General features: G+C 66.9%; 12 protein-coding genes. 6 read left to right on the plus strand and 6 right to left on the minus strand.

Annotated features, from left to right (window positions below):
• The first annotated feature begins 146 nt into the window (after window positions 1-146).
• Window positions 147-2,471: a TonB-dependent receptor gene (locus tag ACKI1H_RS22865; RefSeq protein ID WP_440466443.1), complete on the plus strand. Its 2,325-nt coding sequence runs from the start codon at window positions 147-149 to the stop codon at window positions 2,469-2,471.
• Between the two features lie 7 nt (window positions 2,472-2,478).
• Entirely contained in the window at window positions 2,479-3,792 is a 1,314-nt protein-coding gene (locus tag ACKI1H_RS22870; RefSeq protein WP_440466444.1) for an LLM class flavin-dependent oxidoreductase, read from the plus strand.
• 34 nt (window positions 3,793-3,826) lie between these two features.
• Here ACKI1H_RS22870 and ACKI1H_RS22875 read toward each other — a convergent pair whose 3' ends face one another.
• From ACKI1H_RS22875 to ACKI1H_RS22895, 5 genes are all read right to left on the minus strand, one after another.
• Window positions 3,827-4,279: a universal stress protein gene (locus ACKI1H_RS22875; protein ID WP_440466445.1), complete on the minus strand. Its 453-nt coding sequence runs from the start codon at window positions 4,277-4,279 to the stop codon at window positions 3,827-3,829.
• Between the two features lie 91 nt (window positions 4,280-4,370).
• On the minus strand, window positions 4,371-5,411 hold the full coding sequence (locus ACKI1H_RS22880; protein ID WP_440466446.1) for an AraC family transcriptional regulator: 1,041 nt from the start codon (window positions 5,409-5,411) through the stop codon (window positions 4,371-4,373).
• Between the two features lie 212 nt (window positions 5,412-5,623).
• Complete coding sequence (locus tag ACKI1H_RS22885) at window positions 5,624-6,832, minus strand: DSD1 family PLP-dependent enzyme (protein WP_440468901.1); 1,209 nt, start codon at window positions 6,830-6,832, stop codon at window positions 5,624-5,626.
• An 85-nt stretch (window positions 6,833-6,917) separates the two neighbouring features.
• Window positions 6,918-8,312 (minus strand): D-arabinono-1,4-lactone oxidase, encoded by a 1,395-nt coding sequence (locus ACKI1H_RS22890; protein ID WP_440466447.1) that lies wholly within the window; start codon window positions 8,310-8,312, stop codon window positions 6,918-6,920.
• Between the two features lie 16 nt (window positions 8,313-8,328).
• Window positions 8,329-8,697, minus strand: coding sequence for a c-type cytochrome (locus ACKI1H_RS22895; protein WP_440466448.1), 369 nt, complete (start codon window positions 8,695-8,697; stop codon window positions 8,329-8,331).
• Between the two features lie 367 nt (window positions 8,698-9,064).
• Here ACKI1H_RS22895 and ACKI1H_RS22900 point away from each other — a divergent pair, with 367 nt between their 5' ends.
• The 4 genes from ACKI1H_RS22900 to ACKI1H_RS22915 are packed head-to-tail and all read left to right on the plus strand — an operon-like array spanning window position 9,065 to window position 14,209.
• Window positions 9,065-9,547, plus strand: coding sequence for a formate dehydrogenase subunit gamma (locus tag ACKI1H_RS22900; protein WP_440466449.1), 483 nt, complete (start codon window positions 9,065-9,067; stop codon window positions 9,545-9,547).
• Window positions 9,541-11,100 carry a formate dehydrogenase beta subunit gene (locus ACKI1H_RS22905; protein ID WP_440466450.1) on the plus strand — a complete coding sequence of 520 codons (1,560 nt, stop codon included), beginning with the start codon at window positions 9,541-9,543 and terminating at the stop codon, window positions 11,098-11,100. The genes ACKI1H_RS22900 and ACKI1H_RS22905 overlap by 7 nt, the downstream gene beginning before the upstream one ends.
• Complete coding sequence (fdhF, locus tag ACKI1H_RS22910; RefSeq protein WP_440466451.1) at window positions 11,097-13,991, plus strand: formate dehydrogenase subunit alpha; 2,895 nt, start codon at window positions 11,097-11,099, stop codon at window positions 13,989-13,991. Before ACKI1H_RS22905 ends, fdhF begins: the two co-directional genes overlap by 4 nt.
• On the plus strand, window positions 13,988-14,209 hold the full coding sequence (locus ACKI1H_RS22915; protein ID WP_440466452.1) for a formate dehydrogenase subunit delta: 222 nt from the start codon (window positions 13,988-13,990) through the stop codon (window positions 14,207-14,209). Before fdhF ends, ACKI1H_RS22915 begins: the two co-directional genes overlap by 4 nt.
• A 17-nt stretch (window positions 14,210-14,226) precedes the next feature.
• Here ACKI1H_RS22915 and mrdA read toward each other — a convergent pair whose 3' ends face one another.
• Window positions 14,227-16,119 carry a penicillin-binding protein 2 gene (gene mrdA, locus ACKI1H_RS22920; RefSeq protein ID WP_440466453.1) on the minus strand — a complete coding sequence of 631 codons (1,893 nt, stop codon included), beginning with the start codon at window positions 16,117-16,119 and terminating at the stop codon, window positions 14,227-14,229.
• Window positions 16,120-16,206 lie beyond the last annotated feature (87 nt).

Here is a 16,206-nt window from a genome sequence, read left to right on the forward strand (position 1 = left end):
CCTTGTCCGCGGCGGACCATGGATTGTCCGCCAAAGCCCATCAGCCTCCATCGAGCTTGCCTAGCATCGGCATCCAGAGGGGTGACCAGCCCCCGCTCCGCCGACTTCAAGCCGTGCGTGCCACGGCCCTGCTGCAAGGACAAGCCATGCATAGACTCATTCCGCGCGCCCGTCGTTCCGGCCTGGCGCTGCACCCGCTGACCCTGGCGCTGCTGCTGGCCACCGGCAACGCCTTTGGCGACGAGCCGGACACCACCAGTGATGGCCAACCCACCGTCGACGCTCTGCAGACGGTCACCGTGACCGCCCGCCGCCGCGAAGAGAACGCCCAGGACGTGCCGACGCCGATCACCACCCTGAGCGGCGACACCCTCGACAAGCAGCGCATCTACAAGATCCAGGATTTGCAGCAGGCGCTGCCCAGCGTCAACGTCGCCTACATCCACGCCCGCCAGTCGAGCCTGGCGGTACGCGGCATCGGCAACAACCCGGCCAGCGACGGCCTGGAAGGTTCCGCCGGCATCTACCTGGACAACGTCTACCTCGGTCGGCCCGGCATGGCGGTGTTCGACCTGATGGACATCGAGCAACTGGACCTGCTGCGAGGCCCGCAGGGCACCCTGTTCGGCAAGAACACCACCGCTGGCGTGCTGAACATCACCACGCGCAAGCCGACCTTCATCCCCGAGAGCAGCGTCGAGGCCTCCGGCGGCGAGAATGGCTACTTTCAGGGCAAGGGCAGCTTCTCCGGCCCGCTCACCGAGACCCTCGCCGGGCGCCTGTCGCTCTACCGCACCCGTGACGACGGCTATCTGAACAACCTGGCCGACGGTCGCACCCTGCTGGGCGGCGAGCGCGAGGGCGCCCGCGGCCAGTTGCTGTTCCAGCCCAACGACGACTTCAACCTGCGCTGGATCAACGAATACAACAGCGAGAACTCCAGCCAGGGCAGCGGCGTGATCTACGGCGGCTCCGACCTGTTCTGGCGCCGCGCCGCGCTGGTCGGCGCGCACCCGGTGCAAGGCAAGTCCAACATCGATGGCCGGCAGAATGTCAGCGTCCACCAGAACGCCAGTTCGGTGGAAGCCAACTGGAACCTCAATGGAGGCTACAAGCTGACCTCAATCAGCGCCTACCGCTACTGGCACTTCAACCCGGCCAACGATTCGGACGAGCTGGACGTCCCGGTCATCCGCGACCTGGGCTACGAAATCCACGACCGCCAGTTCTCCCAGGAAATCCGCCTGGCCTCGCCCACCGGCGGCGCCTTCGACTACGTGGTGGGCGCCTACGCCTTCCGCCAGAGCCTGAACAACCGCTACTTCGTCAACCTCGGTCCATTGGCCGACCTCAACCTGATCGGTGCGAACCTCAATGCGCTGAACAACGTCAGCAGTACCAGCAAGGGCTGGATCGACACCGACAGTTTCGCCCTGTTCTCCCAGGGCACCTGGCACCTGACCGACAAGCTCGACTTCACCCTCGGCCTGCGCGGCACCTACGAGGAGAAGAAGGCCCAGGTCGAGCGCTCGTCCCCCGTGGGCGGCGCTCCGGTCAGCGGCCTGCCGGCGGCGATCCGCGCCAGCCAGGCCGGCGCCTACGACTCCGGCGACCTCAGCCTGCACAACGCCGCACCCTCGGCGCTGCTGAGCCTGAGCTACCGGTTTGACGACAACCTGCTTGGCTACGCCTCGCTGTCCCACGGCGAGAAATCCGGCGGGGTAAACCTTACCGTGGGCAGCGCGCCGAGCGCCGGCGCCGACTCCCTGCTGGTCGGCCCGGAACGAGCCAATGATGCCGAACTGGGGATCAAGAGCACCCTCTTCGACCGCCGCCTGCAGCTCAACGCCAACCTGTTCTGGACCGGAATCACCGGCTACCAGGCCACCACCTACTACCAGCCCTCGGGTTCGCTGACCGGCTACCAGGTGCTGGCCAATGCCGGCGACCTGCGCTCGCGCGGCCTCGAGTTCGAAGCCACGGCCCTGCCGTTGCGCGGCCTGACACTGAACTTCAACGGCTCGTTCAACGACGTCACCTACCTGTCGTTCAAGGACGCCCCCTGCCCAGCCGAGGTCAGCAGCCAGCCCAATGCACCGGCCACCTGCGACCTCTCGGGCGAGCGGGTAATGGGCGCCTCGCGCTGGATCGCCAACCTCAACGGCGAATACAAGTGGCAGCTGGACAACCGCTTCGAGCCCTACGTCACCGCCAGCTATGCCTACCGCTCCGAAGCCGAGGGCACGCTGGACAACTCCAATCTGTCGAAGATTCCCGGATACGGCCTGGCCAATTTCTCCGTGGGCCTGCGCCACGAGGTCGGCGACGGTCTGCTGGATGCCTCGCTGTGGGTGAAGAACGCCTTCGACAAGGAGTACTACCAGGCGGTCATCGCCTCCTCCAACGGCCTGTACGTGGGCTATCCCGGTCAGCCACGGGTCACCGGCGTGACCCTGCGCTACGATTTCTGAGGTACACATGAGCCAGACACAGATCAGCCTCGGCGCCTTCCTGATGGGCAGCGGTCACCACCTGGCCGCCTGGCGCCACCCCCTATCGCCGCCGGGCGCCCTGGACCTCGGCCACTTCCGCCGGCTGGCGCAGACTGCCGAGCGCGGCCTGTTCGACGCGATCTTCTTCGCCGACAACCTCGCCCTGCTCGGCAGCAACGAACTCGCCGCACAGACCACCCACGGCGAAGTGTTCGACCCTTTGCTGCTGCTCGCCTCACTGGCCTCGGTCACCGAGCGCATCGGCCTGATCTCCACGGTGTCAACCAGCTTCAACGACCCCTACCTGCTGGCTCGCCGCTTCGCTACCCTCGACCACCTGTCCGGTGGCCGTGCCGGCTGGAACCTGGTGACCTCGGCGACCGACCAGGAAGCGCAGAACTTCGGCCTGGAGCAGCACTTCGAGCACGCCGACCGCTATGCCCGCGCCGAGGAGTTCATCGATGTGGCCCGTGGCCTGTGGGACAGCTTCGCCGACGATGCCTTCCTGCGTGACAAGCCCGGCGGCCGCTACTTCGCCCCGGAGAAACTGCGCACCCTCGCCCACCATGGTGACTACTACCGGGTGCGCGGCCCGTTGAACCAGCCTCGCTCGCCACAGGGTCATCCGGTGCTGGTGCAAGCGGGATCGTCGGAGCCGGGCAAGGCGCTGGCCGCGCGTACGGCCGAGGTCGTGTTCACTGCGCAGCAGACCCTGGAGGACGCCCGTGCGTTCTATACCGACCTCAAGGGCCGACTGGCCGCCCACGGCCGGGAGGCGGACGAACTGAAGATCATGCCGGGCATTTCCCCGGTCATCGGGCGCACCCAGAGTGAAGCCGAGGACCTGCAGGCCGAGCTGCAAGGCCTGATCGAACCGCAACTGGGCCTTGCCCTGCTCTCGGGCATGGCCGGCGGCCTCGATCTCTCGCAGTTCCCGCTGGATGGCCCCTTGCCGGAGCTGCCGCCCAGCAATGCCATGAAGAGCCGCCAGGCGTTGTTCGTCGAATTGGCCCGGCGTGAAAACCTGACGTTGCGCCAGCTCTACCTGCGGGCTTCCGGCGCGCGCGGGCACTGCACGCTGGTGGGCGACCCCAGGCAGATTGCCGACCACCTGGAAGCCTGGTTCAGCGCCGGCGCCGCCGATGGTTTCAACATCATGCCGCCGTTGCTGCCCCACGGCCTGGACAGTTTCGTCGAACTGGTGGTGCCGGAGTTGCAGAAGCGCGGCCTGTACCGTCGTGAATACCGTGGCAGCACGCTGCGCGAACACCTCGGGCTGCGTCGGCCTGAACGTCGCTAGACAAATCAGGCCGGCGCCATGGCCGCAGGCGTGTCTACTGGTCGCGTACCAGCAGCACCGGACGCTTGCTCGACTGCAGGACGCCTTCGGCCACGCTGCCCAGCATCAGGCGGTGCACGCCACGGCGACTGTGGGTGCCCATGACGATGGCGTCGGCCTTGACGGCATCGGCCTCGGCCTCGATACGGTCGGCCACTTCCTCGCCGGTGGTCTCCATCGTGATCCGCTGGTACGTGGCGGGCACGGCGTACTCCTCGACCACCTCCCGCGCCTTGCTCAGGATGTCGTCAGCGGCCTTGAGCGCGGCGGCGTGCAGCGCCTCGGCGTCATAGTACTTGGCGTAGTAAGGCAGGTGCCCCAGCGGACGGTCGACGATGGTGATGACGTGCAATTCACCGCCACTCAGGCGGACCAATCGTGCACCTTCGGCCAGGGCTCGGAGGGAAACGGGGCTGCCGTCGACGGCGGCCAGTACGTGCTCGTACATGCTGTGCTCCTCGTTGGTTGGGCAGTACGACCTTAACCGCGCGGGTCGGCAACGCCCTTGTGCCGTGTCAATGTATACGCCGGGAGTCGTCTCAGTGCGCCGGCACCGTCTCTTCGCGACAGGCGGACGGGCTCTGTCCGGTCCAGCGCTTGAAGGCCCGGCGGAAGCCGCGCACGTCGCTGTAGCCGAGCGCTTCGGCGATACGTTCGATGGGCATTCGAGGGTTGCTCAGCAGGCTCATGGCACGTGCGCGGCGGACCTTTTCCTGTAGCGCCTCGAAGGTCATCTGCTGCTCGCCCAGGCGCCGGCGCAGGGTGCGGCTGCTCATGTTGAGGTCGGCAGCGATCTTGTCGATCTGGCAACCCTCGGGCAGGTCGCGAAGGATGGCGCGTTCCACACTTTCCAGCAGCCCGGTTTTCTGTTGCTGTGGTGCGCCGACCGTCTCCAGGAGGTCAAGCGCCTGGCGCAGGGCGACGGGCTGGTGGCTGGGCAGTTGCAGGTCCAGCCAGTGACTGGCGATGAGCATGCGGTTACGTGCGCAACCAAATGCCAGGTTCGGGCCGAGCAGGCGTTGATACTCCGCCTCGTAGCTCGGCGCGGCATGGGTAAACTCGAACCGCAGGGGCTGGAAGGCGTTGCCGATCAGCGCGCGGTTGTACACCAGCACACTGGCAAAGAACTCCTCCACGGCAAAGATCTGCACGTCGGCGTAAGGCAGTCGGCACTCGACTTCAATGGCGCTTTCCTCGGGCCCTTCCAGCAGGTTGCACAGCGTCATGCCGCCCGTGGTGTGCTGGAAGCGCCGGCCCACCTCGAAGGCATCGCGCAGGGTCCTGCACAGCGACAGCACGTGGCCGAGCAAGCCGAGGGTGCCGAGTACATTATGGTCGCCCACCCAGAGGCCCAGGCCGCGCTCGGGCAACGCCTCCAGCGCGCGCTGGATCATACTCACGGCCTGGCGGTAGGAGATGCGCCGCGCCGGGTCCTGCAGTTCCTCGACGTTGAAGCCGAGCCCGAGGCACAGCCGCTCACCGCTCACGCCCTTGCTGCTGGCGACCTCGGCAAGGGTCTGCAGCAGGAAGGGCGAAACCTGGGCCAGATCGAGCTGGGCATCGACGGGGGAGCTGGGCATGGGACTGTTCTCGAACCGGGACGCCTGAAGTTCTTGTCATGGGCCGGTGCGCGGCGAGGCCATCATAACGTGGTCACGGGCGTTTCTGGTACGAGCGTAACAGAATATTACAGGGCGTCCGTCAGGCCCGGTCCTTCGGGCCACGAGCGTTTCGTGGACAGAAAAAACCCCAGGCCGGCAGCCTGGGGTTGTTCATCGAGCCGAACCGGAGCTCAGCTGTAGACAGGCCAGTGCTCGACGATGCGTCCTCCGCGCACCGCCAGCAGGTCGCCGAATTGCAGCAGGATCGACTCGGACTGGGTCGGGCGCAGGAACATCTGGTCATCCACCTTCAGGCCTACGGCGCTGGAGCCGTTGACCATCTCCTGGTTGGAGCTGCGTCCGTACAGGCCGTTGAACTGCAGTCCCCTGGGCGACTCGGGCTCGGCCATCCAGTTGCCGCCATAGACGAAGAAGGTCTCGCGCTGGTTGGGGTCCCACCAGGAGAACAGCTGCGATTTGCCGTCCAGCGCCGGAATCCGCACCGGGCCGGTGCTCTTGATCACCGGCGTGGCGATGAAGGCAGCCGGCTGGTGGTCCACCAGGGATGGCAGGTCATAGTGCGTCGGCTTGACCAGCGCCGAGCCCACCGACACCTCGGTGCTGGTGCGCTCGTTCTCATGCATCCGGTAACTCGGACTACCGGCGGTATTGAGCGTCAGCCCCGGCTTCCACAGCGGCGCATGGCGGGTGCGCGCGTAATCGACGAAGCCGTCGTAAAGCTGCATGACCTTGGCGAAAAGCTCCTCCGAGGAACCGAGGACTTCCGGCACGCCCATGCCGACGAAGGGGTCGTAGCCCATGAAGCCGGCGAACTCCAGGTGCTGCGGGTTGGCGCCGATGATCGTGAGCATCCGGTCCAGGGTGTCGTGGTCGGCCACGCCACCCCGGTGAAGTCCCACGTCCAGCTCGATATTGATCCGCAACCGGGTGTTGCGCCCTTGCGCCAGCGCCAGGTACTGCTGCAGGCGCTCGGGGGTGTCGAGCAGCCATTGCAGCTGGGTCGTCGGGTCGAACGAACCGCGAAGGTTCTCGTAGAACTGCTGCGCCGACCCCACCGGCAGCGGCTTGCCCAGCAGCAGGTCCGAATCGGGGAAGCGTTCTGCATCGTGATTGAGGAAGGGCTGGTGGAACGACATCATCCGCCGGGTGCCGGCACGCTGGGCGATGTAGTCGAGCAATTGCGGCGATGGCAGGGACTTCTCCACCACGCGCAGGTGTTTGCCGGTGCGGGCTACCGATTGCATCACCACATCGACGTTGTGGTCCAGCCGGTCCAGGTCGATCAGCATCACCGGGCGCATCGGCCCGTGTTCGCGCAGCTCGCGGTTCAGCCGGCTGAAGTAGTCGTCGTACGGGGCGCCGTGGTCGCCCGGTCGCAGCCAGGCGCCGGCACCGGCGAGCAGGACGCCCGCGCCTGCCGCGCCGACGAGGAAATTGCGTCGTTTCATGGGTTGTTCTTCCTTGTCAGGCCACGCCCAGGATCGATGACAGGTGGGCATTGAGGAACTTGCCCTGCGGGTCCAGCTCGCGGCGCACCTCGGTGAACTCCTTCCAGCGCGGATACAGCGGTTGCAGCGTGCGCGCGTTCAGCGTGTGCAGCTTGCCCCAGTGCGGCCGGCCGGCGTACTTCCAGAAGATCGGTTCGACGGCGGCGAAGAAGTTGTGGTGGTCCATGCTGTAGTGCTGGTGCACGGAGATGGAGCAGCTGTCGCGCCCCTCGAACATGCTCAGGGGAATGTCGTCGGCTTTCACGTAGCGGTATTCGATGGGGAACCAGGTGCGCAGGTCCTTGTCGTTGATCAGCTTGAGTATCTCGCGCAGGCAGGCCGGGCCGTGTTCGGCGGGCACGGAGTACTCCATCTCGTTGAAGCGCACATTGCGCACGTTGGCGAAGATGTCGTAGGAGTCGCCGACCCGGTCGTCGAAGCTGGCGACATGGCGCAGGCTGTTGAGCAGGAAGCGCCGCGCGGCGGGGAAGTCGCTGCCGTACTTGTCGAGGTTCTCGATGATGCTGACATAGCCGTTGCCGCCCTCCTCGGCCGGGTCCAGCGGCGGCGTGGCCGGGTCCTCGGTCTCGTTCAGGGCGATGGACAGCGCGTAGTCGGAGTGGGTCAGCACCTGCATCTCCCAGTGCTGGTTCTCGCGGGTGTTCTTCTCCACGTCCTCCAGCAGTTCCTCGGTGCTGGCGATCCACTGTCGTTCGCGCAGGCGAAAGGCCGCGCGGTTCTGCAAGCGCACTCGGGTAGCGACCCCGAAGGCGCCGAGGGACACCCGCGCGGCGTTGAACACCTCGGGGTGCCGCTGGGCATCGCAATCCAGCACCTCGCCACTGGCGGTCACCAGTTGCAGGCCGGTCACGCGGGTGGAATAGGAACCGAAGCGGACGCCGGTGCCGTGGGTCGAGGTGGAGATCGCCCCGGCCAGGGTCTGGTAGTCGATGTCCGACATGTTCGGCAGCGCTTGGCCGATCTCCTTCAGCGCCGGCCCCATGAGCGACATGGGCGTACCGGCAGCGAACTCCGCCTGCAGCGTGGCGGCATCGTGGCCGAGCAGACCGTTGAAGTAAGCCAGCGAGACCAGCGTGCCATCCGTGGGCACCAGAGCGCTGAAGGAATGCGCCGAGCCGACCGGACGCACGTTGCCCTCGGCCTGGCGGATGACCTGGACCAGTTCGTCGAGACTCTGCGGGGCCAGCCGCGCCGCTGGCAGGCAACTCTGCCCGCCGGACCAGTTGCGCCAGGGGATCAGCCGTGGCGCACGGGCCAGTTCGGCTGCCAACGGGCTGGTCGACAGCGCGGCGAAAGCGCCGGCAATACCGGCGTTTTGCAGGAGCTGGCGCCGGGTAAGTTGAATAGGCATCGAAGGAACCCCGCGCTTACTGGATCGTCTGGCCGGACATGAAGGAGATCAGCGCGAGGAACTGCTCCTCGGAACACTGCATGCACATGCCCATCGGTGGCATGCCCTTGAAGCCGTTGATGCTGTGGTCCAACAGGCTGTCGGCGCCCTGGGCGACACGCGGCTGCCAGGCTTTCGCGTCACCGGTCTGCGGTGCTCCGGAGGCCGGGTTGGCGTGGCAGAGCTTGCAGCTGCTGTCATAGACCTTCGCCAGGGCAGGATCAGCAGGCGCCAGGGCGGCGGTGTTGTGGGTGGTTGTCGGCGCGGCATCGTCACCACAACCGCCGAGCAGAGCGGACAAGGCCAGCAAGGCAAAAGCGAGCCAGGGTGTTGCGGGTTTGTACATGGAACCCCCTTTTCTCCCCGTGCGCGACGGCACGGATTCTTGTTGTCATGGGTAGCCGGCAGGTTAAGCCAGGGGCCAGCGGTGCCCGAGGGCATTACCGGCCACCAAGGGGGTTCTGAGCGGACAGCGTGGCAGCTTTGCCCCTCTGTCGGTTTCAGGATGCGCAGGGTCGCTGCGGTGCAATCCTTGAACACAAGGGATGGCAAGCTTCCATACTGTCGAGGACCAGGCGCGCCCAGATGCCTGGCCGGATAATAAGAATGGCGCCCCGAAAAGCCACGCAGACCGTGACGTGGCCGGTACGCCGCAGCCGAAGGATTCCGGATCGCCGCCCATGGCAGGCATCCGTGATATCGAGGTGCGCTGTATGCCTGATGATTCGCTTCACCTGCCCCTGATCCACGATGTGCTGGAACGTCTCAAGGCCACGCCCGGCGCCCTGCTGCCGGTGCTCCACGCCATCCAGGACTGCGTCGGCTACATCCCCGACGATGCCCTCCCCGAGATTGCCCACGCCCTGAACCTCAGCGTCGCCGAGGTGCGTGGGGTGATCAGCTTCTACCACGACTTCCGCACCTCACCTCCGGCCCGTCACACGCTGCGCCTGTGCCGGGCCGAGTCCTGCCAGAGCCGGGGCGCCGAAGGCCTGGCTGCACAGTTGCGCGAACAGCTCGAACTGGACGACCACGGCACCAGCGCCGACGGCCGCATTGCCCTGCGCCCGGTCTACTGCCTGGGCGCCTGCGCCTGCTCGCCAGCGCTGGAACTGGACGGCCGGGTGCATGCGCGCCTCACCCCCGAGCGCCTGCGCAAGCTGGTGAACGGCTGCCGGGAGGACGCCAAATGCTGAAGCTGTTCATCCCCTGCGATTCGGTGGCCCGTGCGGTGGGCGCCGACGAGGTGACCGACGCCCTGGTCGCCGAAGCCGAGCGCCGCCAGTTGCCGCTGGACATCCAGCGCACCAGCTCGCGTGGCCTTTACTGGCTGGAACCACTGCTGGAGCTGGACAGCGACGCCGGCCGGCTGGGCTTCGGTCCGCTGACGGCGGAAGACGTGCCCGCCCTGCTCGATGCCCTGTCCGGCGACGCGACCAACCATCCTCTGGCCCTTGGGCGGGTGGAAGAACTGCCCTACCTGAAGAGCCAGCAGCGCCTGCTCTTCTCCCGTGCCGGCATCACCCGGCCACTGTCGCTGGACGACTACCGCGCCCACGGCGGCTTCGAAGGGCTGGCCCGCGCCATCGGTCTGGATGGCGCCGACGTCGTCGCCGCGGTGCTCGACTCCGGCCTGCGCGGCCGTGGCGGCGCGGCCTTTCCCGCCGGCATCAAGTGGCGCACCGTGCATGATGCTGCAGGCCCGCAGAAGTATGTGGTGTGCAACGCCGACGAAGGCGATTCCGGCACCTTCGCCGACCGCATGCTGATGGAGGGCGACCCCTTCCTGCTGATCGAGGGCATGGCCATCGCCGGCCTCGCCGTCGGCGCGACCATGGGCTACGTGTATGTGCGCTCGGAATACCCGGACGCCATTGCCACCCTCAACCAGGCGCTGAAGCTCGCCCGTGACGCCGGCTACCTCGGTGAAGACGTCTGCGGCAGCGGCCGCGCCTTCGAGCTGGAAGTGCGGGTTGGCGCCGGCGCCTATATCTGCGGCGAGGAAACCGCCCTGCTGGATTCACTGGAAGGCAAGCGCGGCGTGGTCCGTGCCAAGCCGCCGTTGCCCGCGCTGCAAGGCTTGTTCGGCCTGCCGACGCTGGTGCACAACGTGCTCACCCTGGCCTCGGTACCGATCATCCTGGCCAGAGGCGCGCCGTTCTACCGCGACTTCGGCATGGGCCGTTCGCTGGGCACCATGCCCTTCCAGCTGGCCGGCAATGTCCGCCACGGCGGGCTGGTGGAACGCGCCTTCGGCCTGACCCTGCGCGAGCTGGTGGAAGGCTACGGCGGTGGCACCGCCAGTGGCCGCCCGCTGAAGGCCGCGCAGGTGGGCGGTCCTTTGGGTGCCTGGGTACCACCGTCGCAGTTCGACACCCCGCTGGATTACGAGGCTTTCGCTGCCGTCGGCGCCATGCTCGGTCACGGCGGCGTGGTGGTCGCCGACGACAGCCTGGACATGGCGCGCATGGCACGCTTCGCCCTGCAGTTCTGCGCCGAGGAATCCTGCGGCAAGTGCACGCCCTGCCGCATCGGCTCGACCCGTGGCGTGGAGGTGGTGGATCGGCTGATCGCCACCACCGATATCAGCGCCCGCCAGCAGCAGGCGCAATTGCTCGGCGACCTCTGCGACACCCTGCAATACGGCTCGCTCTGCGCCCTCGGCGGAATGACCGCCTTCCCCGTGGCCAGTGCCCTCAAGCACTTCCCCGCCGACTTCGGTCTGGCGACTTCGGAGGCCGACTCGTGATCAATTTCTTCGATCCCGCAAAGTCCAGCACGAGTGATATCGACCTCGGCACACCCGCCCGCGACAGCGCCGTGCAGGTCAGCCTGAACATCGACGGGCGCGAAATCAGCGTGCCCGCCGGCACCTCGGTGATGCGCGCTGCAGCCCTGTTGGGCACCAGCATTCCGAAACTCTGCGCCACCGACAGCCTGGAAGCCTTCGGCTCGTGCCGCATGTGCCTGGTAGAGATCGACGGCATGCGCGGCTACCCGGCCTCCTGCACCACGCCGGTCAGCGAAGGCATGGTGGTACGCACGCAGACGCCCAAGCTGGCGAACCTGCGCCGCAACGTGATGGAACTGTACATCTCCGACCACCCGCTGGACTGCCTGACCTGCTCGGCCAACGGCAACTGCGAGTTGCAGACCGTGGCCGGTCAGGTCGGCCTGCGCGAGGTGCGCTACGGCTACGACGGCGCCAATCACCTGGAGGACGCCAAGGACGTCTCCAACCCCTACTTCGACTATGACCCGAGCAAGTGCATCGTCTGCAACCGCTGCGTACGCGCCTGCGAGGAAACCCAAGGCACCTTCGCCCTGACCATCGAGGGGCGCGGCTTCGAGTCCCGCGTGGCGGCGGCCGGCGGCGAGAACTTCCTCGACTCCGAGTGCGTCTCCTGCGGCGCCTGCGTGCAGGCCTGCCCCACCGCCACGCTGATGGAAAAGAGCGTGGTCGAGATCGGCCAGCCCGAACGCGCCGTCATCACCACCTGCGCCTACTGCGGAGTGGGTTGTTCCTTCCGCGCCGAGATGAAGGGCAACCAGCTGGTGCGCATGGTCCCGGACAAGAACGGCCAGGCCAACCACGGCCACTCCTGCGTCAAGGGCCGCTTCGCCTGGGGCTATGCCACGCACCCGGATCGCATCACCAAGCCAATGATCCGCCAGCACATCAGCGATCCCTGGCAGGAAGTCAGCTGGGACGAGGCGGTCACCTACGCCGCCAGCGAACTCCGGCGCATCCAGACGAAGTACGGGCGCGACTCCATCGGCGGCATCACCTCCAGCCGCTGCACCAACGAAGAGACCTACCTGGTACAGAAACTGGTGCGCGCGGCGTTCGGCAACAACAACGTCGATACTTGTGCGCGGGTCTGCCACTCGCCCACCGGCTACGGCCTGAAGCAGACCCTGGGCGAGTCTGCCGGCACCCAGAGCTTCGACTCGGTGATGCACTCCGACGTGGTGCTGGTGATGGGCGCCAACCCCACCGACGCGCACCCGGTGTTCGGCTCGCAGCTCAAGCGTCGCCTGCGCCAGGGCGCGCAGCTGATCGTCATCGACCCGCGGCGCATCGACCTGGTCGACTCGCCCCACGCCCGCGCCGAGCTGCACCTGCAACTGCGCCCCGGCACCAACGTCGCCATGCTCAACGCCCTGGCCCACGTCATCGTCACCGAGGGGCTGGTCAAGCAGGACTTCGTCGATGCGCGCTGCGAGGCCAGCGACTTCATCCGCTGGCGCGATTTCGTCAGCCTGCCGGAGAACGCCCCGGAAATGCTAGGCCCGGTCTGCGGCGTGCCGGCCGAAGAGATCCGCGCCGCCGCCCGCCTTTACGCCACCGGCGGCAACGCGGCGATCTACTACGGCCTGGGCGTCACCGAACACAGCCAGGGCAGCACCGCGGTGATGGGGATCGCCAACCTCGCCATGGCCACCGGCAACGTCGGCCGCGAAGGCGTCGGGGTGAACCCGCTGCGCGGCCAGAACAACGTGCAGGGCTCCTGCGACATGGGCTCCTTCCCCCACGAGCTGCCCGGCTACCGGCACATTTCCAACCAGACCGTACGCAGCCAGTTCGAACAGGCCTGGGGCGTGACCCTGCAGCCCGATCCCGGCCTGCGCATCCCCAACATGTTCGAAGCAGCGCTGGGCGGCACCTTCAAGGCGCTGTACTGCCAGGGCGAGGACATCGCGCAGAGCGACCCCAACACCCAGCACGTCACCGCCGCCCTCTCCGCCATGGAGTGCGTGGTGGTGCAGGACATCTTCCTCAACGAGACCGCCAAGTTCGCCCACGTGTTCCTGCCGGGCAGCTCCTTCCTCGAAAAGGACGGCACCTTCACCAACGCCGAGCGGCGCATCTCGCGGGTGCGCAAGGTCATGGAACCGCTGGGCGGCAAGGCCGACTGGGAAGCCACCGTGGCCCTGGCCAACGCCCTGGGCTACCCGATGGACTACACGCATCCGGCGCAGATCATGGACGAGATCGCCCGCCTGACGCCGACCTTCACCCGCGTCAGCTACGCCGAACTGGACCGCCACGGCAGCCTGCAGTGGCCGTGCAACGACGCCGCACCCGACGGCACCCCGACCATGCACATCGAGCAGTTCGTGCGCGGCAAGGGGCGCTTCATGCTCACCGGCTACGTGCCCACCGAAGAGAAGGTCAACGCCCGCTACCCGCTGCTGCTCACCACCGGGCGCATCCTCAGCCAGTACAACGTCGGCGCCCAGACTCGGCGCACCGACAACGTCGCCTGGCATGAGGAAGACCGCCTGGAAATCCACGCCAGCGATGCCGAGAGCCGAGGCATCAACGACGGCGACTGGGTCGGCGTGGGCAGCCGCGCGGGGCAGACGGTGCTGCGCGCCAAGGTCAGCGAGCGCGTCGCACCGGGGGTGGTCTACACGACCTTCCACTTCCCCGAATCGGGCGCCAACGTGATCACCACTGACAACTCCGACTGGGCCACCAACTGCCCGGAATACAAGGTCACGGCAGTGGAAGTGGTGCGCGTGTTCCAGCCATCGGAATGGCAGAAGCGTTACCAGGCGTTCAGTGACGAGCAACGGCGCCTGCTCAAGGACCGCCGCCACGCCCAAGCCGCGCAAGCCGAGGTGCGCCGATGAGCGTCGAGAACCTGATCAAGATGGCCAACCAGATCGGCCAGTACTTCTCCACCGAGTCGGACCACAAGCTGGCGGTTCACGGCGTTCGGCAGCACCTGCAGAACTTCTGGACGCCGGCCATGCGCCGCGAGCTCAAGGACTGGCAGGATCGGAACCCCGGCGACGAGCTGCACGCTCTGGTGCGGGCGGCATTGGCGGAGCCGGCAGCTCAGGCCTAGCCGGGCTCCGCAGGACCTCAGGCGTGCTTGCCTGAGGCCGTCTCGGCCGGCACGGCGTACTGCGGCTTGAGCTTGCCGTCCTGGTCGAGCAGCCACGCATCCATGATCTCGCGCACCACCGGCCCGGCCACGCGGCCGCCGGCCTCGCCGTTCTCGATAGTCACCGAGACCACGATGGACGGTTCGCTGGCCGGAGCAAAACCGACGAACAACGCGTTGTCGCGGTGCCGCTCCTGGGTCTTCAGGCGGTTGTAGCGCTCGCCCTGGCGGATCGCGACGATCTGCGCGGTGCCGCTCTTGCCGGCGATGCGGTACTGCGCACCCTGCCCCGCCGCTCGCGCGCCGCCGCCCGGGTCGTGCATCACCAGCTGCATGCCGTAGTTCACCGCGTCCCAGTCGTGGGGGTTGCTCAGGTGGATGTCGGGCATGGGATGGGCATCGACAACGTCTTCGCCGCCTACCGACTCGGCCAGGCGCGGACGGTGCCAGGCACCCTTGCTGGCAATCAGCGAGGTCGCTTCGGCGAGTTGCAGCGGCGTCACCTGCATGTAGCCCTGGCCGATGCCAAGGATCACCGTCTCGCCGGGGAACCAGGCCTGGCGGCGGGTAGCGCGTTTCCACTCACGGGACGGCATCAGGCCGGGAGATTCCTCGGCCATGTCGATGGAGACCTTGCTACCCAGCCCGAAGCGCGTCAGGTAGTCGTGCATGCGGTCGATGCCGAGCTTGTGCGCAACGTCGTAGAAGTAGGTGTCGTTGGAGCGCTTGATGGCCGTGCCCAGATCCACCCAGCCGTCGCCGCTGTGGTTCCAGTTGCGGTACTTGTGGTCGTAGTTGGGCAGCTGGAAGTAGCCCGGATCGAAGACCCGCGTGGCCGGTGTGATGGTGCCGGTATCCAGCCCGGCGATGGCCACCACCGGCTTGATGGTCGAGCCCGGCGAATAGAGTCCGCGCAGCGCCCGGTTGAACAGCGGCCGGTCGATGGAATCGCGCAGCTCGGCATATTGCGCAGAGCTGATGCCGTTGACGAACAGGTTCGGGTCGAAGCTCGGGTTGCTGACCATCGCCAGCACCTGGCCGGTGTTCGGGTCCAGCGCCACCACCGAGCCACGGCGATCGCCCAGGGCCTTCTCGGCGGCGACCTGCAGGTCCACGTCCAGGCCGAGCACGATGTTCTCGCCGGCCACCGGCGGCACCTTCTTCAGCACGCGCATGACGCGGCCCTGGGCGTTGGTTTCGACTTCCTCGTAGCCGACGTGGCCATGCAGCTGCGGCTCGTAGAAGTGCTCGATACCGGTCTTGCCGACGTACTCGGTGCCCCGGTACTCGGTGCTGTCCAGGCGCGCCGCCTCGCGCTCGTTGATCCGCCCGACGAAGCCGACCGAGTGGGCGAAGTGCTCGCCATAGGGGTAGTGGCGGACGAACTCGGCATCCACATCGATGCCCGGCAGCTTGTAGCGGTTGACCTCGATGAGGGCGATCTGCTCCTCGCTCAGGTCGTGCAGCAGGGTCACCGGTTCGAAGGGATGGCGGCTCTTCTTCAGCGCCTTGTCGCACTGCAGGCGCTGCTCGGGGCTCAGGTGAAGGATATCGGTCACCTGGTCGAGCACCACCTGGGAATTGCCGGCGCGCTCGCGGGTCAGGGTGAGGTTGAAGCTGGGCAGGTTCTCGGCAAGCACCTTGCCGTTGCGGTCGAAGATCAGCCCGCGTTCCGGGGGGATCGGCAGGACATGGATGCGGTTGTTCTCGGAAACAGTGGCGTTGGTCGCGTAGTCGGTGACCTGGAGGAAATACAGCCTCGCCACCAGGGTCACGCTCATCAGGGCCACCAGCGCGCCGCAGGCGATCAGGCGACGGTTGACCAGCGTCGACTCCTGCTGGTGGTCCTTGAGTTTGATCGGATCGTGCATCGGGATTCCAGAAGGCCCCCATCGACCCGGCGGAAAGCGTTTCACCCTTGCCGTGCAAGGGAGCTTTCCAATCGATGCGGCCTGTTT

The organism is Pseudomonas sp. YH-1 (assembly GCF_051990045.1).
GTDB classification, from domain to species: Bacteria; Pseudomonadota; Gammaproteobacteria; order Pseudomonadales; family Pseudomonadaceae; genus Pseudomonas; species Pseudomonas nicosulfuronedens.